Here is a 19,861-nt window from a genome sequence, read left to right on the forward strand (position 1 = left end):
CGATCAAGCTGGAAACAGCCACTGTGCCGGATGGTCGGCGCTCGCCGAAATCCAGCCGATGACGTACAGGGCGAAAGCCGCCGCGACAAGCCCGTCGACCCGGTCCATGACGCCGCCATGGCCAGGTATCAGCGTGCCCGAATCCTTGCGGTCGTGGCGGCGCTTCACCCATGATTCGAAAAGGTCGCCGGCCTGGGCGACGATCGAAAGCACAAGCGCAACGACGCCGAGCACCCCGAGATTGCCGGCGCCGGCCGCGGCGGCCAGAAGCAACCCGGCGACCACGCCGCCGACGGCGCCGCCCAGTGCTCCGCTCTGCGTCTTGCCGGGCGAAATCGACGGCGCCAGTTTCGGACCGCCGACAGCGCGGCCGACGAAGTAGGCCGATATGTCGGTCGCCCAGACCACGGCGAACAGGAAGAGAATGGCGACGAGGCCGGGATGGTCGCCGTCGCGCAAAAGAGCCAGTGACAGGCCGGAAACGGCGGCATAGGCAAGGCCGGACGCATCCCATTGTCCCGTCTGGCGGGTCGAGGTCTGGCGCATCGAAGCCGCAACAACCGTGACAGCGACCAGCACAGCCACAAGAAGCAGCAGCCAGGGCGCTGGCAGGCCGGCGATCAAGGCGCCGACGAAGACCAGAAGCAGCGCTTCCGGCAGAAACTCAAGGCCCGCGGCGGGGACCGGGCGGCACATTCGCGTCCATTCGTAGAAGATCAGGATCGTCATGGCGGCGCAAAGCAACCGGAAGGGCAGTCCGCCCAGCCAGGTCAGGCCAAGCGTGAAGACAGCAAGCACCACGGCAGAAATAACGCGAAGCTGGAGGTTGCTCATCCCTTGGCCGTCACGGCGACGTCTTGAGCGCCAAGTCCGCCAAAACGGCGCTCGCGGCCGGCGAAATCGCGCAATGCGTCGGCCAAATGCTCGCGGCTGAAATCGGGCCAGTAGCAAGGCAGGAAGACAAGCTCGCTATAAGCCGCCTGCCACAGAAGGAAATTCGACAGCCTAAGCTCACCGCTGGTGCGGATGACCAGTTCCGGGTCCGGAATGCCATGGGTATCGAGAGCACCGGCGAAGGACTCGGCCGTGATCGCCTCGCTGTCGAGCTCGCCGCGCGCCACGGCCGAAGCGAGCTTTCGCGCCGTACGCACGATCTCGTCGCGTCCGCCATAGTTGAAAGCGATGACCAGAGTCAGCGCCTCGTTGCGAACGGTCAGCGCTTCGGCCTCTTCGAGCAGGGTCCTGATATCAGGCTGCAGCCCTGCCCTGTCGCCGATGATCCTGACCCTTACGCCGTTCTGGTGCAGTTCGGCGAGATCACGACGGATAAAGAGTTTCAACAAGCCCATCAGGTCGCTGACTTCGGACTTCGGCCGCGACCAGTTTTCCGACGAGAAGGCGTAGACGGTCAGGAAGGAGATGCCGAGGCCGGGAGCGGCGCGCACGGTGTTGCGCAGCGCCTCGACGCCGGCACGATGGCCGGCAAGCCGCGGCATGCCGCGCGCCTTGGCCCAGCGTCCGTTTCCGTCCATGATGATCGCGACATGCGCAGGGCTTGTCATAGTTCCGCTTTCGGATCGGACACCGATCCTAAACCTGCATGATTTCAGCTTCCTTATCAGAAAGCAGATGGTCGATGGTGCCGATCATCTCGTCGGTGAGCTTCTGTACCTGGTCGGACCGCTTGCGATGGTCGTCCTCGCTGATATCGCCGTCCTTTTCCGCTTTCTTGAGGAAGTCCATGCCGTCCCGGCGCACGTGGCGCACCGCGACACGCGCATTCTCGGCATAACCATGCGAGATCTTTACCAGCTCCTTGCGGCGCTGTTCGTTGAGCTCGGGCAACGGAATCCTGAGATTGGTGCCGTCGACGATCGGATTGAAGCCGAGATTGGATTCACGGATGGCGCGATCGACCGCGCCGACCATCGACTTATCCCAGACCGAAACCGAAATCATGCGCGGCTCCGGCACCGACACGGTTGCCACCTGGTTGATCGGCATGGCGGTGCCATAGGCTTGCACCTGGATCGCGTCGAGCAGGTTGCTCGAGGCACGGCCAGTCCGCAGCGAAGCCAGATCGTGCTTGAACGCGGCGATCGCCCCATCCATGCGCCGCTTGAGATCATCGTATTCGCCACTCATTGTCATCTCCTCGACCCGTTGGCCCGGGTTCACTGTTTCAGGGGTAATCCCGTGTTCGAGCCCTCAATCCAGAAAACCGGCTCCCGCTTTTCGGGATCGGGCTCCCGATCAATCGTCCGCGACGACCGTGCAACGGCCGCCGCCCCTCAGAATATCGCCGAACCCGCCCCTCTCGTGGATCGAATAGACGATTATCGGAATGTTGTTTTCCCGCGCAAGTGCAATCGCAGCCGTGTCCATGATCGAAAGGCCGCGTTCTATGACTTCGGCATGGCTGATGCGTTCGAAGCGCGTCGCGTTCGGCTCCTTCTTGGGATCGGCCGAATAGACGCCGTCGACCTGGGTGCCCTTGAACAGCGCATCGGCGCCGATTTCCGCCGCGCGAAGCGCTGCCGCCGAATCGGTGGTGAAGAACGGATTGCCGGTGCCGCCGGCGAAGATGACGACCTTGCCCTGGTTCATATAGGCGGTCGCCTGGCGCTGCGAAAAGCTCTCGCAAAGCTCAGGCATGGCGATTGCCGACAGCACCACTGCGTCGACGCCGATCTTGTTCAGCGAGGTGCGCAGCGCCAGCGAGTTGATGACCGTGGCGAGCATGCCCATGTGGTCGCCAGTGACACGGTCTCCGCCCTTCGATGCAACGGCGACGCCGCGAAAGATGTTGCCGCCGCCGATGACGACGCCGACCTCAATACCCATGGCGCGCGCCTCGGCGATGTCGGCGGCGATGCGATCGACGACCGACACGTCGATGCCGAAATGCTGTTCACCCATCAGCGCTTCGCCCGACGCTTTCAGCAAGACACGTCGGTAGAGGGGCTTCACCGTCATCTGGTCCTCATCGTTAAGCGTGTGAGCGTTCTGGGTGGCTGCCCTCGTGCAGGCGCTGCCCCAAGACATTGGCGTTCCGATACACGAAGGGCGCCTCGATGTCACGCGGCGCCCGAGCCGTAAAACGCTCTTCCAGTCTTTAGCCTACGCCGTCAAAAGCACCTTGCATGAGCAGATCCGGCAGCGAGCCAGACGGCTTGTTATCGCCTGCCTGGCCTTCATCGATACCGCGCAAGAAATCGGCCGGGCATCCCTCGCGGACGCCCGGCCGTTAAATCTCATGGTGATGGAGAGCTGTAAGCTGCCGTTCTGGCAGCCTACTTCTTGACTGCCGCCGCAACTTCCGCCGCGAAATCGGTCTCTTCCTTCTCGATGCCCTCGCCGAGCGCGAAGCGCAGATAGGCAGTGATCTTGGCCGGTGCGCCGATTTCTGTCTCGGCGTCCTTCAGTGCTTTCTCGACGGTGATGTCGGGATTGAGCACGAAAGCCTGCTTGAGCAGCACGACCTCTTCGTAGAACTTGCGCAGACGGCCCTCGACCATCTTCTCGATGATCGCTTCCGGCTTGCCGGACTGGCGCGCCTGATCGGCGAAGATCGCCTTCTCGCGCTCGACCGCTGCCGGATCGAGTTCTTCCGTCGTCAGCGCCATCGGGTTGGTGGCGGCGACATGCATGGCGACCTGACGGGCGAAGGCATTGGCGGCCTGCGCACTGCCCAACGTCTCGATGGCGACCAGCACGCCGAGCTTGCCAAGGCCGTCGGCAACCGCGTTATGGACGTAGGTTGCGACGGCGCCATGCTCGACGGCGAGCTTGGCCGAACGGCGGAAGCCAAGATTCTCGCCGATCGTGCCGACTGCGTCCTTGATGGTGTCGGTGACCGACTTGTCCGAACCCGGATACGGGGCGGCTGCGACGACCTCGGTCTTGCCGCCATAGGCGAGCGCGACCTTGGCGACGTTGGCGACGATCTCCTGGAAGGCGGCGTTGCGGGCAACGAAGTCCGTCTCGGAGTTGACCTCGACGATCGCTGCCTCACGGACACCGGAATCGACGCCGATGAGACCCTCGGCCGCGGTGCGGCCGGCCTTCTTGTCGGCCTTGGAGATGCCCTTCTTGCGCAGCCAGTCGACGGCCTCTTCCATGTTGCCGTTGGTCTCGTTCAACGCCGCCTTGCAGTCCATCATGCCCGCGCCGGTCAAGTCGCGGAGTTCTTTGACCTGTGCAGCCGAAATGCTCATTGTCGCCTCTTTGTTTTAAAATGCACCGACGCACCACCGACTCGGTGATGCGCCTGGCGCCGGCACTTAGCGCGCCAAAATATGAGAAAGATGAAGGCCGAAACCGGCCTTCGCTGTTACGCTTCCGGTGTCTCGGCAGCCGGTGTCTCAGCAGCCGGGGTCGTATCGAGTGCCGGCTCGATCGGAGCCTCGGCCAAAGCACCGACGTCGACGCCGAGCGCGCCCTGCTGACGGGCGATGCCGTCGATTGCAGCCTTGGCGATCAGATCGCAATAGAGCTGGATGGCACGGGCCGCATCGTCATTGCCCGGGATCGGGAAGTCGATCTTGTCCGGGTCGCAGTTGGAATCGATGATGGCGACGACCGGGATGCCAAGACGCTTGGCCTCGAGGATGGCGATCGCTTCCTTGTTGGTGTCGATCACGAACATCAGGTCAGGCGTCGAGCCCATGTCCTTGATGCCGCCCAGCGCCTTGTCGAGCTTCTCGCGCTCGCGATCGAGGTTGAGGCGCTCCTTCTTGGTGAGCCCCAGAGCTTCGCCGGCCAGCATCTCGTCGAGCTTGCGCAGGCGCTGGATGGAATTCGAGATCGTCTTCCAGTTGGTCAGCATGCCGCCGAGCCAGCGGGAGTTGACATAGTACTGGGCCGAGCGCTGCGCGGCGTCGGCGACGATGTCGGACGCCTGGCGCTTGGTGCCGACGAACAGCACGCGGCCACCCTTGGCCACAGTGTCGGAAACCTGCTTCAGCGCCTGGTGCAGCAGCGGCACCGTCTGCGAGAGGTCGATAATGTGGATATTGTTGCGGGCGCCATAGATGTAGGGCGCCATCTTCGGGTTCCAGCGGTGGGTCTGGTGGCCGAAGTGAATGCCAGCTTCCAAAAGCTGGCGCATGCTGAAATCAGGCAGAGCCATTCTTGAGTATCCTTTCCGGTTAGCCTCCACGGACACAGGCATTTTTGGACTTTGTCCTCGAACGCCACCGGAGGTTTCAGCCGGATTTCTCCCGGGCAGACACCAAAGTCCGTGTGTGGAATGAGCGGGCATATAGATGGGATGCGCGACAAACGCAAGCGCCGCGGCGTCTGGCAGTCCAATGTGCGGCGATCAACGTACCGGGTATCACGGCCGTATCTTCCCTTTCAGCACGCGGACACGCCGGAAAACAGCAACGATTTCCTCGCGACTGCACTCGATGGCGCCTAGCCGCACCGCGCGGTCGCGTTCGAAGCCGGTTATGTCATAGTGCGGCGCCGATGTCTTCGGCGGCCCCTGATAGGATGAGCGCTTGACACCGAGCTGTGCTGCAAAACGGTGCAGCTCCTCGGTATCGTCGGCCAGCAGGTGACACCAGCGGTGGCCGACCCATTTCCAGATCGCCGCGTCGACATAGACCGCCATGGGGCTTGCCGTACTCCTTCATCTTGCGCCGATCGGGCTGCGTTGATCAGGCGAAGCGATGATAGAAGGGATTCGGATAGAAAATGAAGCCGCCGCCGGCCTCCACGTCGGCGACGATTGCGGTGACGGTGTCCTGCATGCGGCGATGCAATTCCGCAAGCGCGTCTTCGATCGAGCCACGATAGGCGTGCAATCCCAACGGCTCCGGCACCCGGATGTAAGCGCGGCGCGGCCCAGCCGGTTGCGGCACGAAGCGGTTGATCGTGTCGCGCAGCTTGCCCTTGCAATAGTCGTTGCGAATGCGCTTCAGATGCTCGGCGATCTCCTCCTGCGTGATGCGCGGGTTGGCCGAGGCCCACGGCCCGACGCGTTGGAGACGCTGGATCGTGTCCGCCAGCGCACGGACCTGCTTTTGTTCTTCCGTGTTGCCCGTATTGTCCCGCAACCAGCGGCGCGACTGGCGCAACAGCTCCGCGATCTCATTGGCGCCGGGATTGGCCGAAATACGCTCACCGAGACGCCGGCTCAGTTCGAGCAGCAGTTGCTTCTGACGCGCGTCATATGAAGCCTGCTCGTCAGGCGCGATGCCACAGGCAATCTCGTCGCGTAACAGCAGCGTTGTGTAAATGTGGTGGACGCGCTCCGGCAGCGTATCGGCGGCACGGCGTTCGATATTCAGGCTTTTCTCGACATAGGCGCATTCCTGCGCCAGCGCCGGCTCGACATTTTTGGTGAAAGCGAGCTTCCAGACAACCGGCGCGATCCACACCTCGAAGTCCTGGCCCGTAGCGCGAGCACGCTTGAGCGCTTCGAACCCCATCTCGACCGCCCCCGGAAGAAGCGGACCGACGATATTGGCGTGCCAACCGACGCCGCCTTCGGGATGCAGGAGCACACCATGCCCTTTCAGCGCCCAGGCGACCGAGTGTTCCTTGGCCGCAGCGCTGTTACCGGGAATCTGGGCGATCAGATTGTTTGCCAGCCAGAATTTCTGCATGGTCCGGCCGAGGCCGTTGACGACGCCATGCGTGGCCCAGGATGCGGCAAGCGGGCTTGACCTCGAAACGATCTCCTTGTCGATCATCCAGTCGGTAAAGAATTCCGGATGATTGGGCGTGATGAACGTCGCCTTGGCTGCGCCGCAACAGGCCCTCAGCCGCTGCCGGTCGTCGACGGGAAAGTCGATATGGCGGACATTGGCGACGCCGCGCAATCCGGCCAGGCGGTTGAACGGCAACAGGTCGCGAAAGCCGGGAATGCCGTGCAGCATGACAACCCGGTTGACGATCGTCATGGTCTTGATCAGCGCCGGATTGGGCCTCGGCGCCACGAACACATCGATTCTGCTCACCCTGCTCCCCCGCTGGACTGACGCCGGCGGAAAAGGTGAGATGCAATTGCGGCGTGTTCAAGTCGTTTGCCGCCCCGCGCGAGTGGTTAACTCAAGCGGTTGGTTTGGCGGCAGCTGAAGCCCTATTTCGACGGACAGGTTTTCGGCTGATCGAACAACGACAGATTGACCAGCTTGCCGGTCATCGAGAAGTCGTTGTAGTCCATGAGGAGGTCGCGCGTGAGGCCGTTCTCATGCAGCTTGAAGCTGATCCGGTATTCCGGCACCTCCTCGCCTGACTTGTCGGTGTCGTCGAAGTAGGCGATGTCGACTGGCCAATATTTGTCGGTGGCGAGTTTTGCCAATGCCGACGCTTCCGGGTCTGTCTTGTCGGCATCGGTCTTCTTGCCGACGACGACGGTGGTGGTCATTACCTTGTTGGCATCTTCCGAGCCGTCGAACAGGTTGGTTTCATAGAAATTTTCGCCCTTTTCGGCCTTGTCGATCAGTTCGACCAGATGCTGGGTCGGGAACTGGGTGGCCGCCAATTCGAGGCTGCTCTTCTCCGGCTTGTCGATATCGACCTTGAGGCCCTTCGCCTCCTTCGTCGCGGTGCCCTTGACCTCCTTTTCGAGGTTCTGGTCGACGAAGGATTTTGTCACGAACGAGAAGGTCTTGCCTTCAGCGTCCTCAAAAGTGGTCGTTTGCTGATCGGTCAGCCTTGTGTTGTCGTTGGTGACGATCTGGGTGACGAAGCGGAACTTCACCGTGTAGCCTTCGCAAGGCGAGCCATTGAACTCATAAACCATGCGGCCGGTGATGCCGGCGATGCCGGAGCGATCGGAGGCCTTGTCGAGACTGAGGTCATAGACGGCGCGATGCGCCTGCAGCGTCGGCACGGCGAAAGCAGGAGCCGCCGCGAAAAGCGCTGGCAGCAGGACAGCGTGGAATGCGAGGCGCGTCGCGCTCATGAGTGGCTCCGATCATAGCGGCTAATGGCAGGCCGCAGGGAAAGATGGTCCAGCTTAAAAAAAGTCGTGGCGGAAGCGAGGCAAAAATAGCAATTTCGGCCCGGCCTGCGCGGCGTCTTCAAGCAATAAGGAAATACCATGAGTGAAACAATCGAAAAGCGGCTAAGCGATCTCGGCGTGACGCTTCCAGTCGCCGCCGCGCCCGCCGCCAACTACGTGCCTTATTGCAGATCAGGCGATCTGCTGTTCACCGCAGGGCAGTTACCGCTCAAGGAGGGCAAGTTGCAGGCCAGCGGACTGCTCGGCCGCGATGTCGATATTGCAAGCGGCAAGGAGGCGGCAAAATACTGCGCGATCAACATATTGGCGCAGGCCAAGGCGGCGCTCGGCAGCCTCGCGAAAATCCGCCGGCTGGTGAAGATCACCGTCTTCGTCGCCTCGGCGCCGGATTTCGTCGAGCAGCATCTGGTTGCCAATGGCGCTTCCGATTTTCTGGTCGCGGTGCTCGGCGATCGCGGCAAACACGCCCGCTCCGCCGTCGGGAGTGCCTCGCTGCCGCTTAATGCCGCAGTGGAAATTGAAGCCGTCTTCGAAGTCGAATGAGCCTGACATGACCGACCTTTCCTGGCTGACCGCCCGGCCCGTTGCCCATCGCGGCCTTCACGACATGAACAAGACGCGCTGGGAGAACACGCTCTCGGCCTTCGCCGCGGCAGCCGAACGCGGCTATGCGATCGAATGCGACGTGCATTTGTCGTCCGACCGCATCCCGGTCGTTATCCACGACGGCGATCTGAAGCGGCTGACCGGTCAGGACGGTTTTGTCTGGCAGCGCACGGCGGCGGAGATGACGGCGCTCAAGATCGGCGGCACATCAGACCATCTGCCGACGCTGCAGCAGGCGCTCGATCTGGTCGACGGCCGGGTGCCGATGGTCGTCGAGCTGAAAGGGGTTCCCGGCCACGACGAAGGCCTGGTCGCAAGCGTCGGCAAGATGCTCAAGCGCTACAAGGGCAAAGCGGCGATCATGTCGTTCGACCACTGGCTGATCCGTGATTTCCCCAAACACGCACCCGGCATTCCGGGGGGACTGACCGCCTATGGCAAGGACGTCAAGCTGATCGAGGCGCATTTCGCCATGCTGGCGCACGACATCGCCTTCACCTCCTACGCCGCCGGTGACCTGCCGAACAGGTTTGTCAGTTTCGTGCGCGAAAAGCTCAAAATGCCGGCAATCACCTGGACCGTGCTCGACCAGCCGGCGATTGACCTGACCTTCAAATATGCCGACCAGATGACGTTCGAAGGGTTCGAACCCGATCTGGTACAGGTCGCTTGAAAACCGAGCTTGCACAAGCCCTGACGGAGTCTACATAAGCCTCATGGATCAAGGCGATGACGGTGACGGGCAAACGGCGAATGCGGAGTACTCGATCCGCGTCGCAGCCGGCATCGGCGCCTTCACCTGCGCGGAATGGGATGGGCTCGGCGGCACCGCGCGCGGCGATACAGAAAACGGCTACAACCCTCTCGTTTCATTCGCTTTTTTGAGCGCACTCGAGGATTCCGGCTGCGCCGTGCGGCGCACCGGCTGGCAGGGCCATCACCTCAGGCTGGAGACGACGCAAGGCAAGTTCCTCGGGGCCGTTCCCTGCTACCTGAAATCGCACAGCCAGGGCGAATATGTCTTCGATCACGGCTGGTCGGACGCATTCGAGCGCGCCGGCGGGCGCTACTATCCAAAACTGCAATGCGCGGTGCCGTTCACGCCGGTCACCGGCCCTCGCCTGCTGGTCCACAAGGGCGAGGACAGTCGCGCCGTGAAGGCCGGCTTGGCGGCAGGCCTGAAGGCGGTGACGGAAAAGCTAGGCGTGTCTTCCGCGCACGTGACTTTCGCGCAGCAGAAAGATGTCGCGGTGCTGGAGGCGGCGGGCTTCCTGCACCGCACCGACCAACAGTTCCACTTCTTCAATGAAGGGTTTTCGACCTACGACGACTTTCTCGCGACGCTCGCCTCGCGCAAGCGCAAGGCGATGAAGAAGGAGCGGCGCGAGGCGCTCGCTCACGGCATCTCGATCGACTGGCTGACCGGCAAGGACCTGACCGAAAGAGCGTGGGACGACTTCTTTGCCTTCTACATGGATACCGGTAGCAGGAAGTGGGGCCGGCCTTACCTCAACCGCGAGTTCTTCTCGATGATCGGCGAACGCATGGCCGACGACATCCTGCTGGTGATGGCCAGGCGTAATGGACGCTACATTGCCGGCGCCATTAATTTCATCGGTTCCGATGCGCTCTACGGGCGCAACTGGGGCTGCATCGAAGACCATCCTTTCCTGCATTTCGAGGTCTGCTATCACCAGGCGATCGACTTCGCGATCGACCGCAAGCTGAAAGTGGTCGAAGCGGGCGCGCAAGGCCAGCACAAGCTGGCGCGCGGCTATAGGCCGGTGACCATGCATTCGGCGCATTACATCGCGCATCCCGGCTTGCGCAATGCGGTCGCCGACTACCTCAACCGCGAGCGGCGCGAAGTCGAGCGGATGGGCGACTATCTCGAAGGGCACACTCCGTTCCGCAAGGATCTGGCGGACGATTAGAACAAGGCACAATCCGGAGCGCACGCCATGGCCGAAACCACCTACGACAGCACCAACATCTTCGCGAAAATCCTGCGCGGTGAAATCCCATCGCATCGCGTCTATGAAGATGACGCGGTTGTCGCCTTCATGGATGTGATGCCACAAGGGCCAGGTCATACGCTGGTTGTGCCGAAGGCGCCGTCGCGCAACCTGCTAGACGCGGATCCGGCAACGTTCGGTCCACTCTTCGCAATTGTTCAGAAGGTGGCGTTGGCGGTGAAGAAAGCCTTCGGCGCCGATGGTGTCACCATTCTGCAGTTTAACGAGCCCGCTTCAGGCCAGACCGTCTACCATCTCCACGTCCATGTCATCCCTCGCTTCGAGGGCGTTCCGTTGAAGCCGCATAGCGGGCAGATGGAGAAGCCTGAGGTGCTGACTGAGAACGCTGGCAAGATACGGAGCGCGCTGGAAAACTGAGCCGGGCATCCCGGCTTCGGCCACCAATACCTCTTCATCCAACGAAAAAAGCCCCGTCGCCGGGGCTTTTTTGGCTTTCAGGCTATCACCCCTTGCGGGGCAGTTGCGGCACCAGGCTGCGCTTGCTGCCGCCATCCTTGCCCTTGGGCTCCGCCTTCTGCGCGATCGCCTTTTTCGCGACGGGCTTTTTGACGGCAGCTTTCCTGGGCTTCGGCGCGTCGTCCGGTTCTTCCTTCTTCGGCTTGACCGGCGCCTCGTCGGCGAGCGATTCGAGCTTCAGGCCGGTTTCGCCGGTCTCCTTCTTCTCGACAGTGACACGCACCGTGCCGCCCTTCTTGAGCTTGCCGAACAGCACCTCGTCGGCCAGCGGCTTCTTGATGTGCTCCTGGATGACGCGGCCGAGCGGCCGCGCGCCCATGCGCTCGTCATAGCCCTTGTCGGCCAGCCAGGCGATCGCCTCCTGCGACAGGTCGAAGGTGACGCCGCGCTCGGAAAGCTGGGCCTCGAGTTGCATGACGAACTTCTGCACCACCTGGTGGATGACCGGAACCGGCAGCGAGCCGAACGGGATGATCGCATCGAGACGGTTGCGGAATTCCGGCGTGAACAGCCGGTTGATCGCCTCGACATCGTCGCCTTCACGCTTGGTCGAGCCAAAACCGATCGCCGCGCGCTGCGCATCCGAGGCGCCCGCATTGGTGGTCATGATCAGGATGACGTTGCGGAAGTCGATCTGCTTGCCGTTGTGGTCGGTCAGCTTGCCGTGGTCCATGACCTGCAACAGGATGTTGAACAGATCCGGATGCGCCTTCTCGACCTCGTCCAGCAACAGCACGCAATGCGGATGCTGGTCGACGCCGTCGGTCAACAGGCCGCCCTGGTCGAAGCCGACATAGCCGGGAGGCGCACCGATCAGCCGCGAGACGGTGTGGCGTTCCATATATTCCGACATGTCGAAGCGGATCAGTTCGACGCCGAGCGAGGCGGCGAGCTGTTTTGCCACTTCGGTCTTGCCGACGCCGGTCGGACCCGAGAACAGATAGGAGCCGATCGGCTTCTCCGGTTCGCGCAAGCCGGCCCTCGCCAGCTTGATCGCCGAGGTCAACGCCGTGATAGCGGTGTCCTGACCGTAGACGACGCGCTTCAACTCGACGTCAAGGCCGGCCAGCACCTTCTCGTCGTCGGCGGAAACCGTCTTCGGCGGAATGCGGGCGATGGTGGCGATCGTCGCTTCGATCTCCTTGATGCCGATGGTCTTCTTGCGCTTGGCCTCCGGCAACAGCATCTGCGAGGCGCCGGTCTCGTCGATCACGTCGATCGCCTTGTCCGGCAGCTTGCGATCGTTGATGTAGCGCGCCGACAGTTCGACCGAAGCCTTGATCGCCTCAGCCGTGTAGCGAACCTTGTGGAACTCCTCGAAATAGGGCTTCAGGCCCTTCATGATCTCGATGGCGTCCTCGATGGTCGGCTCGTTGACGTCGATCTTCTGGAAGCGCCGCACCAGAGCGCGGTCCTTCTCGAAGAACTGGCGGAACTCCTTGTAGGTGGTCGAGCCGATGCAGCGGATCGTTCCGGACGACAGCGCCGGCTTCAACAGGTTCGACGCATCCATGGCGCCACCCGACGTCGCCCCTGCCCCGATCACGGTGTGGATCTCGTCGATGAACAGCACCGCGCCCGGATAATCCTCGAGTTCCTTGACGACCTGCTTCAGCCGCTCCTCGAAATCGCCGCGATAGCGGGTGCCGGCCAGCAATGTTCCCATGTCCAGCGCGAACACGGTGGCGTTGTGCAGCACTTCCGGCACGTCGCCCTCGACGATGCGCTTGGCGAGGCCTTCGGCGATCGCCGTCTTGCCGACGCCGGGATCGCCGACATAGAGCGGATTGTTCTTGGAGCGGCGGCACAGCACCTGGATGGTGCGGTTGATTTCGGACTCGCGACCGATCAGTGGATCGATCTTGCCGGCCTTGGCCTTGTTGTTCAGATTGACGCAGTAAGCGGTCAGCGCGTCCTGCTGTTGCTTTTTCTTGCCGCCGTCCTCTTGCGGCTCGGCGCCGTTCTGGCCGCCCTGCTCGTCGTCGGCGCCGCGCGGCGACCGCGTCTCGGATGCGCCGGGACGCTTGGCGATGCCATGCGAGATGTAATTGACCGCGTCGTAGCGGGTCATCTGCTGTTCCTGCAGGAAATAGGCGGCATGGCTCTCGCGCTCGGCGAATATGGCAACGAGCACGTTGGCGCCGGAGACTTCCTCGCGGCCGGACGACTGCACATGGATCACCGCGCGCTGGATGACGCGCTGGAAACCGGCCGTTGGCTTGGAATCCTCGTCGTAGCCGGTGACGAGATTGTCGAGCTCGGTGTCGATATAGGTGAGAACCGTATGCTTCAGCTCGTCGAGATCGACGTTGCAGGCGCGCATGACCGCGGCCGCCTCGGTGTCGTCGATGAGGGCGAGCAGCAAATGCTCAAGGGTTGCGTATTCGTGGTGCCGCTCGTTGGCGAGCGTCAGCGCCTGGTGAAGCGCCTTTTCCAGGCCTTGGGAGAAAGCCGGCATGTTACCTCACTTCTTCTCCATCACGCATTGCAGCGGATGCTGATTCTGTCGGGCGAAATCCATGACCTGGGACACTTTGGTCTCGGCCACCTCGAATGTATAGACCCCACACTCGCCCACTCCATGATTGTGAACATGAAGCATGATGCGTGTGGCGGCTTCACGGTCCTTCTGGAAAAAACGTTCCAGCACGTGAACCACGAATTCCATGGGCGTGTAGTCGTCGTTGAGAATGAGAACCCGGTAAAGGCTAGGCTTCTTGGTCTTGGTTTTGGTACGCGTGATGACAGCCGTGCCGCGACCGGCCTCGTTGCCGTCGCTGCCGTTTTGCATACGCACCACATCTCCTGTGGCAGTCAAACCTGTAGTCACGTAGTCCTGCCTTTTCGAATCCCCAAGCGAGTTCGACATGTAGGTGTTCGATGGACGATTTTAAGCCCTTCTGTTTAGCTGACAATATGGCTAGGTGGCCAAACTTGGCGGATTTTCGAAATCGTGAAGGCCGCAGAGCCCCTGATTTCAAATTGCCATGAAAAAACCCGGCCGCGCGTGCGCGACCGGGTCTGCCTTGCAGGCCCGAGGGCCATCCTTCACATGCTATAGCGAAATTACTTCGCTTTTGCGACGATTGATTCGAACGGCTTGTAGGCTTCTTTGGCGAGTTCGGCATAGAGGTCGCCGATCTTGGTGGCTTCGGTGACGAAGGATTCGTAGGACTGCTTGGCAAAATCGGACTGGATCTCGAACGCCTTTTCCAGCGACTTGGCCGACAAAAGTTTCTCGGCTGCTGCGCTGCCGGCTTCGAAGCTCTTCTTGGTGTACTCGCTCGCCTCGGTGGCGATTGCCTGCGCACCCTTGGAAAGCGATGCGAAGCTCTTCAATCCGGAGTCGGCAAACTCCTTGCCGTATTTGCTGAAATCTTCGTAGGTCTGGGTCATTTCACGCATTCCCTTGACGGTTGCCCTGAGGGTGGACGCGCCCTGTCCGGGCCGCGTTGTGCAATGCAAGTAACATATTGTGCGATGCACAAAAAGTCAATGTCGCGCCGAATGCGTCGACGGCCCGCCAGCCCATCACATCGACCCATCGCATCGGCCCAGCCACCGGCCAGCACTGGCAACGGCTAAAATTCGAATAAAGAAAAGCTCAAGCCCGAAGAAAATGGTGAACGCGGCGGTTACCATAAACGGATTGGTAACGCTGGCCACGTAGCTTGGCCGGAAGTGAGGCAGGATCCCTTTGCTCGCCTCCAGCGCAACAAAAAATTCAAAGGAACCATCGGTGCGTCAGGCGTTGTCGGGCATTCTCTCCAAATCCGTGTCCTCTCTGAAAACGATCATGATCCTCGCTTTGGCGATGACATTTGTCGTTGCCGGCGTGGCTCCGTCCTTGGCGGCCAAGTCGGCGGCCATCGTCATGGACGCAAAGACCGGCAAGGTGCTTTATTCTTCGAATGCCGACGGCCGGCGCTATCCCGCCTCGCTCACCAAGATGATGACGCTTTACCTGACCTTCGAGGCCATGGCGAAAGGCAAGATCAGCAAGAATTCCCGGGTCGTCTTCTCGGCCAACGCTGCCGCAGAACCGCCGACGAAACTTGGTGTCCGGCCGGGCGGCGCGATCACGGTCGAGACCGCGATCCTGTCGATGGTGACCAAGTCGGCAAACGACTCGGCAACGGCACTCGGTGAACTTCTCGGCGGCAATGAAACCAACTTCGCCCATATGATGACGGCCAAGGCGCGGGCACTGGGCATGAAGGGAACCGTTTTCCGCAACGCCCACGGCTTGCCAAACCCCGGCCAGTTCACCACGGCGCGCGACATGGCGGTGCTCGGCATCGCGCTGCGGGAGCACTTTCCCCAATATTACGGCTATTTCTCGCAGCGTTCCTTTCTCTATGGCCGCAAACGTATCAATGGCCACAATCGCCTGCTTGGCCGCATCAAGGGCGTCGACGGCATCAAGACGGGCTATACCCGCGCCTCCGGCTACAATCTCGTCTCCTCGGTCTCCGACGGCGACCGTCGCATCGTCGCAGTGGTCATAGGCGGAAAATCCGGCGGCAGCCGCGACAACCAGATGGCCGGATTGATCAATACGTATATGCCGAAGGCGTCGTCGCGCGGCAGCGGCATGCTGGTGGCCAAGGCCAGCGGCGGCAACCCGATCACCGCGCTGGCAAAAGTGTTCCTGCCCAAGGACGACGCACCGACACCGGACAGCAAGCCGGACGGCGATGCCATTGCCTCCCTTGTTGAGGAAACCGAGCCTGTCGTTGAAGAAGCCGCCCCGGTCGTTCAGACCAGGAAGATCAAGGCAGTGGCCGAGGCCACCGTGGACGACGTGGCGACCGCACGGGTCGCAGCAGCCTACGCCGAGCCGGCGGACGTCGATCCCGTCAAGACGGCATCGGTGCCGTCCGGTTGGGCAGTACAGGTCGCCTCTTCGCCAAAACAGTCCGAAGCCCAGGCCGTCCTCGACAAGACGAGCAAGCAGGCGCCTTCGGTCCTGGCCGATGCCGCGGGCTTCACCGTCGCCTTCGAAAAAGACGGCGTCACCTACTACCGCGCCCGGTTCGGCTTTGGTTCGAAGACAGCCGCCTGGAAAGCCTGCAACGCCCTGAAGAAAAAGAAAATCGAATGCTACGCCGTCCAGCAGTAGGGCAGCGTGGAAAGACACCTCCCGGAAAATTCTGCGTCGAAGGAGACTAATGGTGATTGGAGAGCAAGACGTCCTTGGCTTCGTTGATCCGCGCCGCCAGGAAAGACGTGCCACCGATATCGGGGTGCAGGCGCTGCATCAGGCGGCGGTGCGCCTTGCGGACATCCGCCGCGGCGGCCCCCGCTTCAAGACCAAGGATCTTGTAGGCCTCCTCCTTAGTCATGGAGCCAGAACCTGGCGAAACACCCAGCCCTTCGCCACCGTTCGTCTCAGCGTCTTTGCGCCAGACGGGAAATCTGCCGTCAAGATACGTCTCTAGCAACTGGCGACTCTCCGGGTCGCCGGAGAGCTCGCGATAAAGCTGCTGCAATTCCGCAAGGCCCATCGTACCAAGCATCTTGCCTTCATGGCGGCCGGCGAGCACGAGCCCCTCCAGACTGCCGCTATCGTGATCAAGCTCCATTTCGAGTGCCGCGGTGCGCACTGTCGAATGCTTGCCCGGCTCCAGTTTCGCGGTCGGCCGTTTCATCCGCATCGAGCCATACCAGGCGAGCGCCGCCGACAGGATCAAGCCGCCGAGGCCTTGGCGTCCGACCAGAAGCAGGGCAACGCCGATCAGCGCCAGCAGGACCGGCCCAAGCGTTCTCATCGTGCTTGCGAGTCTCGCGGGGTCGGCGCGCAGGAAAACCATGGCCGCGCCAAGCAGCACCAGAAGCAACGCCACGAATAGAAAAAGCGCGCCCATTATTTCCTGCCGCCCCGCAGATGCTCGATCATCAGCTGGTCTTCCGGCCTGCCCCTGGCTTCCAGTGCCTTCAGCCCGCCGGTCGCAAACACGGCGACCGCCGAAAGCAGGCTGGCCAAGGTTGCGGCAGCCCGCCGATCAAATCGGAACCAAGCCCCTTTGGACAGCCGTGCAATTTCCTTGAACGCCTTTTCTGCGCCGGAATCATGGCCTTCCTGAAAGACGAAGACAGGAACGCCGTGCAGGCCAAGGCTGCCGGCCTTCTCGGCCAGGTCGTCGATATTTTCTTCCATCGCATCGCCGATATAGACCAGGGCGTTGACCTTGGCCGCCGCCGTCTGTTTCAGCGCATGGGCGAGTACCTTGCCGATCTGGGTGTGGCCGCTGCGGCATTCGATCCGCGTCATCAACTGCTTCAAGGCGTTCGTGTCGGTAACGAAGCCGGACGAACGGCATTCACCGAGGCCGCGAAAATAGACCAGTTGGACGCTGAGCGCTCCAGCCTTGCCGACGGCGTCGAACATCTCGCCCTGCAGCGCACAGGCGAGATCCCAGGTCGGCTGGCGGCTCATCGTCGCGTCGAGTGAGAGAATCAGCCTGCCAGAGCCGGTCGCGGACGCAGCGAGCGTCCTTGCCTGACGGATAAAGGCGTCGATCTCGCCGGCGCTCGATTGGGACTCGACCGGAGCGGGATTGGCCTTCGCAGGCACGGGCTGCTTCTTGTCGCTCATGAGATTGAAGATGTGGCGTTGTCGCCCAGCTTGCAAGCCCGCCATGAGGCGACCTAGAGCGGCGATCGCAGCAGCTTTGAATTCAGGCCTTCCTAGAGAAGGCCGAGGTCGGCAAGTTCACGCCTGAGTTTCGGCGGCATCTCGACCAATCCCGTTTTCCCCTTGCCGAGATCGACGGGGGCGTCCGACGGTTTCAGGTAGCGCCAGCCCTGAAAGGCGCGACGCGGCTGCCAGTCGGTGCGCACGACCTCGGGGTCGAGGATCAGGTGACAACGGCCAATGCCTTCACTGTCGGTGAAAGGACGGATTTCGGTGATCAACTGGCGGCACTGCACATTGCCCTTGATCACCCAGTAGAGGGAACCGCCGTCGGTGACTTCGGCGCCGCGCGTCGGCACCATGCGTGTGGTGTGGTAATGCTCGGCCGGCTCACCGGCGCGCTGCCGTTCGTCGAGGCGGAAGGCAATCCACTCTTCGAGATCCTCCACGCTGTCGCAGCCGACACAGAGCTTTATGAGATTGAGAGACATGGATTAAGGTTTAGTCCGGCAGGCGAAGGCGTCAACGGCCTGGTCGACTTTCTCCACAGTGCCAGTCTCCCCAGCGCCAGTCTCCGCGGTACAAGGTTTGGCTCAGCACTCGACGATGTTGACGGCCAGTCCGCCGAGGCTGGTTTCCTTGTATTTCTCGTTCATGTCGAGGCCGGTTTGGCGCATGGTCTCGATCGCGGCATCGAGCGGCACGAAATGAACGCCGTCGCCCTTGATGGCCAGCGAAGCGGCAGTCACCGCCTTGACGGCGCCGAGTGCGTTGCGTTCGATGCAAGGCACCTGCACCAGCCCGCCGACCGGATCGCAGGTCATGCCGAGATGATGTTCGAGCGCGATTTCGGCGGCGTTCTCGACCTGCTCGGGCGTGCCGCCCATGACGGCGCACAATCCCGCCGCCGCCATCGCCGAAGCCGAACCGACCTCGCCTTGGCAGCCGACTTCGGCGCCCGAGATCGAGGCGTTGGTCTTGATGATGCCGCCGATCGCCGCCGCGGTCAGCAGGAAATCGCGGATGCTCGGCTGGTCGGCCTCGGGATGGAAATGCAGCCAGTAGCGCAGCACCGCGGGCAGCGTGCCCGCGGCACCATTGGTCGGCGCGGTGACAACGCGCCCGCCGGCGGCGTTCTCCTCGTTCACCGCCATGGCATAGATCGATAGCCAGTCATTGGCGAGCAGCGGGTTGGGCCGGTTCTGTTGCCATTGCTCCTGCAGTTTGTCATGCAATTGGCGCGCGCGGCGGCGCACCTTCAACCCGCCCGGCATAATACCGTCCTGCGACAGGCCGCGCTCAATGCAGCTCTTCATGGCGCTCCAGATGCCGTCGAGGCCGGCGTCGAGCTCCTCGCGCGACATCTGCGTCTCTTCGTTGACGCGCTTCATATCGGCGATGGAAAGGCCGCTTTTCGCAGCCATCGACAGCATCTCGACGGCGTTCTTGAAGGGGTATGGAACCTTCTTGCCTTCGGTCGTCACCGAGCCCTTGGCCTTCATCCGCTGCAGTTCCTCCTCGGAAACCACGAAGCCGCCGCCGATCGAATAGTAGATACGCTTGAGCAACACGCGGTCGTCGGCATCATAGGCGGAGAAGGTCATGCCGTTGGCGTGGCCGGAAAGCGGCGTCTTGCGATCCAGCACCAGATCCGTCGCCGGGTCGAATCGATAGGAGGGATGGCCGGGCGGTGAGATCCGCTTCTCGGCAGCGATGCGGGCGCAGATCTCATCGGCCTGATCGGGGTCTACCGTCTGCGGCGTCTGGCCGGCAAGACCCAGCAGGACGGCGCGGTCGCTGCCATGGCCGATGCCGGTATAGGCCAGCGAGCCGTGCAGGCTGGCGGCGATGCGGTCGACCCTGGCGCCGGACGGACGTGGCCAGTCGTCTCCCGCGACTTCGTCGAGAAAACGCCGCGCAGCCGTCATCGGCCCCATCGTGTGCGAACTCGATGGTCCGATGCCGATCTTGAACAGGTCGAAAACCGAAAGGAACACGCGCTGCTCTCTCCTATTGAAATTTACATATAGGAATTCTTGTGATGTTTCCGCTCTTTCGAAGATGGCGGCGCCGCACCTGCCGACCTTGTTTGCTCCGGCAGCGACATCATTGCGTTCTGCCATCGAAGCGGCGCTACGGCTTGTGGTA

At 62.0% G+C, this 19,861-nt stretch carries 22 protein-coding genes; 6 read left to right on the top strand and 16 right to left on the bottom strand.

What is annotated here, in order from left to right; translation table 11 throughout:
* Positions 1–3 precede the first annotated feature (3 nt).
* From E5X88_RS15445 to pyrH, 4 genes are all read right to left on the bottom strand, one after another.
* A complete protein-coding gene (locus tag E5X88_RS15445; protein ID WP_292162648.1) occupies positions 4–834 on the bottom strand; it encodes a phosphatidate cytidylyltransferase in 831 nt (276 codons plus the stop codon).
* The gene (locus tag E5X88_RS15450) at positions 831–1,589 is read right to left on the bottom strand and encodes an isoprenyl transferase (RefSeq protein WP_292162933.1); all 759 of its coding nucleotides are present in this window, start codon (positions 1,587–1,589) and stop codon (positions 831–833) included. The genes E5X88_RS15445 and E5X88_RS15450 overlap by 4 nt, the downstream gene beginning before the upstream one ends.
* A 1-nt stretch (position 1,590) precedes the next feature.
* On the bottom strand, positions 1,591–2,145 hold the full coding sequence (gene frr, locus E5X88_RS15455; RefSeq protein ID WP_292162650.1) for a ribosome recycling factor: 555 nt from the start codon (positions 2,143–2,145) through the stop codon (positions 1,591–1,593).
* Positions 2,146–2,253: 108 nt separating this feature from the next.
* Positions 2,254–2,976: a UMP kinase gene (gene pyrH / locus E5X88_RS15460; RefSeq protein WP_126042011.1), complete on the bottom strand. Its 723-nt coding sequence runs from the start codon at positions 2,974–2,976 to the stop codon at positions 2,254–2,256.
* Positions 2,977–3,010: 34 nt separating this feature from the next.
* Here pyrH and E5X88_RS15465 point away from each other — a divergent pair, with 34 nt between their 5' ends.
* Positions 3,011–3,304, top strand: a complete 294-nt coding sequence (locus tag E5X88_RS15465) for a hypothetical protein (RefSeq protein WP_292162655.1) — start codon at positions 3,011–3,013, stop codon at positions 3,302–3,304.
* Here E5X88_RS15465 and tsf read toward each other — a convergent pair.
* The 5 genes from tsf to E5X88_RS15490 all read right to left on the bottom strand — a co-directional run bounded on the left by tsf (position 3,294) and on the right by E5X88_RS15490 (position 7,918).
* Positions 3,294–4,217, bottom strand: coding sequence for a translation elongation factor Ts (tsf, locus tag E5X88_RS15470; RefSeq protein ID WP_292162657.1), 924 nt, complete (start codon positions 4,215–4,217; stop codon positions 3,294–3,296). The two genes, E5X88_RS15465 and tsf, sit on opposite strands and share 11 nt — an antisense overlap.
* A gap of 116 nt (positions 4,218–4,333) precedes the next feature.
* Complete coding sequence (gene rpsB / locus E5X88_RS15475) at positions 4,334–5,131, bottom strand: 30S ribosomal protein S2 (protein WP_292162659.1); 798 nt, start codon at positions 5,129–5,131, stop codon at positions 4,334–4,336.
* A 207-nt stretch (positions 5,132–5,338) separates the two neighbouring features.
* The gene (locus E5X88_RS15480) at positions 5,339–5,617 is read right to left on the bottom strand and encodes a DUF4031 domain-containing protein (protein WP_292162662.1); all 279 of its coding nucleotides are present in this window, start codon (positions 5,615–5,617) and stop codon (positions 5,339–5,341) included.
* A 46-nt stretch (positions 5,618–5,663) separates the two neighbouring features.
* Complete coding sequence (locus E5X88_RS15485) at positions 5,664–6,968, bottom strand: hypothetical protein (RefSeq protein WP_292162665.1); 1,305 nt, start codon at positions 6,966–6,968, stop codon at positions 5,664–5,666.
* Positions 6,969–7,090: 122 nt separating this feature from the next.
* Positions 7,091–7,918: a cell envelope integrity EipB family protein gene (locus E5X88_RS15490; RefSeq protein WP_292162667.1), complete on the bottom strand. Its 828-nt coding sequence runs from the start codon at positions 7,916–7,918 to the stop codon at positions 7,091–7,093.
* A gap of 138 nt (positions 7,919–8,056) precedes the next feature.
* Between E5X88_RS15490 and E5X88_RS15495 the strand changes: the two genes are divergently transcribed.
* The 4 genes from E5X88_RS15495 to E5X88_RS15510 are packed head-to-tail and all read left to right on the top strand — an operon-like array spanning position 8,057 to position 10,977.
* On the top strand, positions 8,057–8,521 hold the full coding sequence (locus E5X88_RS15495; protein ID WP_292162669.1) for a RidA family protein: 465 nt from the start codon (positions 8,057–8,059) through the stop codon (positions 8,519–8,521).
* A gap of 7 nt (positions 8,522–8,528) precedes the next feature.
* Positions 8,529–9,257: a glycerophosphodiester phosphodiesterase gene (locus tag E5X88_RS15500; protein ID WP_292162670.1), complete on the top strand. Its 729-nt coding sequence runs from the start codon at positions 8,529–8,531 to the stop codon at positions 9,255–9,257.
* A 43-nt stretch (positions 9,258–9,300) separates the two neighbouring features.
* On the top strand, positions 9,301–10,518 hold the full coding sequence (locus E5X88_RS15505) for a GNAT family N-acetyltransferase (RefSeq protein WP_292162672.1): 1,218 nt from the start codon (positions 9,301–9,303) through the stop codon (positions 10,516–10,518).
* Positions 10,519–10,545: 27 nt separating this feature from the next.
* A complete protein-coding gene (locus E5X88_RS15510) occupies positions 10,546–10,977 on the top strand; it encodes an HIT family protein (protein ID WP_292162675.1) in 432 nt (143 codons plus the stop codon).
* Between the two features lie 85 nt (positions 10,978–11,062).
* On the opposite strand, the gene clpA is transcribed toward E5X88_RS15510, so the two are convergent.
* The 3 genes from clpA to E5X88_RS15525 all read right to left on the bottom strand — a co-directional run bounded on the left by clpA (position 11,063) and on the right by E5X88_RS15525 (position 14,472).
* Positions 11,063–13,534 (bottom strand): ATP-dependent Clp protease ATP-binding subunit ClpA, encoded by a 2,472-nt coding sequence (clpA, locus tag E5X88_RS15515; RefSeq protein ID WP_292162677.1) that lies wholly within the window; start codon positions 13,532–13,534, stop codon positions 11,063–11,065.
* 6 nt (positions 13,535–13,540) lie between these two features.
* Entirely contained in the window at positions 13,541–13,867 is a 327-nt protein-coding gene (gene clpS / locus E5X88_RS15520) for an ATP-dependent Clp protease adapter ClpS (protein ID WP_036241697.1), read from the bottom strand.
* Between the two features lie 275 nt (positions 13,868–14,142).
* Entirely contained in the window at positions 14,143–14,472 is a 330-nt protein-coding gene (locus tag E5X88_RS15525; RefSeq protein ID WP_126041985.1) for a phasin family protein, read from the bottom strand.
* A 343-nt stretch (positions 14,473–14,815) separates the two neighbouring features.
* Here E5X88_RS15525 and E5X88_RS15530 point away from each other — a divergent pair, with 343 nt between their 5' ends.
* Complete coding sequence (locus tag E5X88_RS15530; RefSeq protein ID WP_292162681.1) at positions 14,816–16,198, top strand: D-alanyl-D-alanine carboxypeptidase family protein; 1,383 nt, start codon at positions 14,816–14,818, stop codon at positions 16,196–16,198.
* 46 nt (positions 16,199–16,244) lie between these two features.
* On the opposite strand, the gene E5X88_RS15535 is transcribed toward E5X88_RS15530, so the two are convergent.
* The 4 genes from E5X88_RS15535 to E5X88_RS15550 all read right to left on the bottom strand — a co-directional run bounded on the left by E5X88_RS15535 (position 16,245) and on the right by E5X88_RS15550 (position 19,710).
* Entirely contained in the window at positions 16,245–16,943 is a 699-nt protein-coding gene (locus E5X88_RS15535) for a DnaJ domain-containing protein (RefSeq protein WP_292162683.1), read from the bottom strand.
* Positions 16,943–17,674: a VWA domain-containing protein gene (locus E5X88_RS15540; RefSeq protein WP_162457845.1), complete on the bottom strand. Its 732-nt coding sequence runs from the start codon at positions 17,672–17,674 to the stop codon at positions 16,943–16,945. The genes E5X88_RS15535 and E5X88_RS15540 overlap by 1 nt, the downstream gene beginning before the upstream one ends.
* A 92-nt stretch (positions 17,675–17,766) precedes the next feature.
* The gene (locus E5X88_RS15545) at positions 17,767–18,204 is read right to left on the bottom strand and encodes a DUF1489 family protein (RefSeq protein ID WP_292162685.1); all 438 of its coding nucleotides are present in this window, start codon (positions 18,202–18,204) and stop codon (positions 17,767–17,769) included.
* Between the two features lie 102 nt (positions 18,205–18,306).
* On the bottom strand, positions 18,307–19,710 hold the full coding sequence (locus E5X88_RS15550) for an L-serine ammonia-lyase (RefSeq protein ID WP_292162687.1): 1,404 nt from the start codon (positions 19,708–19,710) through the stop codon (positions 18,307–18,309).
* Between the last annotated feature and the right edge of the window lie 151 nt (positions 19,711–19,861).

Origin of the sequence: Mesorhizobium sp., assembly GCF_004962245.1 — a bacterium.
Classification (GTDB): Bacteria; Pseudomonadota; Alphaproteobacteria; order Rhizobiales; family Rhizobiaceae; genus Mesorhizobium.

Coding starts and splice junctions, on each gene's coding strand:
- E5X88_RS15480 (WP_292162662.1), bottom strand. CDS start 5,617: ATGGCGGTCTATGTCGACGCGGCGATCTGGAAATGGGTCGGCCACCGC.
- E5X88_RS15525 (WP_126041985.1), bottom strand. CDS start 14,472: ATGACCCAGACCTACGAAGATTTCAGCAAATACGGCAAGGAGTTTGCC.
- E5X88_RS15540 (WP_162457845.1), bottom strand. CDS start 17,674: ATGAGCGACAAGAAGCAGCCCGTGCCTGCGAAGGCCAATCCCGCTCCG.
- E5X88_RS15510 (WP_292162675.1), top strand. CDS start 10,546: ATGGCCGAAACCACCTACGACAGCACCAACATCTTCGCGAAAATCCTG.
- E5X88_RS15535 (WP_292162683.1), bottom strand. CDS start 16,943: ATGGGCGCGCTTTTTCTATTCGTGGCGTTGCTTCTGGTGCTGCTTGGC.
- E5X88_RS15490 (WP_292162667.1), bottom strand. CDS start 7,918: ATGAGCGCGACGCGCCTCGCATTCCACGCTGTCCTGCTGCCAGCGCTT.
- frr (WP_292162650.1), bottom strand. CDS start 2,145: ATGAGTGGCGAATACGATGATCTCAAGCGGCGCATGGATGGGGCGATC.
- pyrH (WP_126042011.1), bottom strand. CDS start 2,976: ATGACGGTGAAGCCCCTCTACCGACGTGTCTTGCTGAAAGCGTCGGGC.
- clpS (WP_036241697.1), bottom strand. CDS start 13,867: ATGCAAAACGGCAGCGACGGCAACGAGGCCGGTCGCGGCACGGCTGTC.
- E5X88_RS15545 (WP_292162685.1), bottom strand. CDS start 18,204: ATGTCTCTCAATCTCATAAAGCTCTGTGTCGGCTGCGACAGCGTGGAG.
- E5X88_RS15505 (WP_292162672.1), top strand. CDS start 9,301: ATGGATCAAGGCGATGACGGTGACGGGCAAACGGCGAATGCGGAGTAC.
- E5X88_RS15495 (WP_292162669.1), top strand. CDS start 8,057: ATGAGTGAAACAATCGAAAAGCGGCTAAGCGATCTCGGCGTGACGCTT.
- clpA (WP_292162677.1), bottom strand. CDS start 13,534: ATGCCGGCTTTCTCCCAAGGCCTGGAAAAGGCGCTTCACCAGGCGCTG.
- E5X88_RS15500 (WP_292162670.1), top strand. CDS start 8,529: ATGACCGACCTTTCCTGGCTGACCGCCCGGCCCGTTGCCCATCGCGGC.
- tsf (WP_292162657.1), bottom strand. CDS start 4,217: ATGAGCATTTCGGCTGCACAGGTCAAAGAACTCCGCGACTTGACCGGC.
- rpsB (WP_292162659.1), bottom strand. CDS start 5,131: ATGGCTCTGCCTGATTTCAGCATGCGCCAGCTTTTGGAAGCTGGCATT.
- E5X88_RS15445 (WP_292162648.1), bottom strand. CDS start 834: ATGAGCAACCTCCAGCTTCGCGTTATTTCTGCCGTGGTGCTTGCTGTC.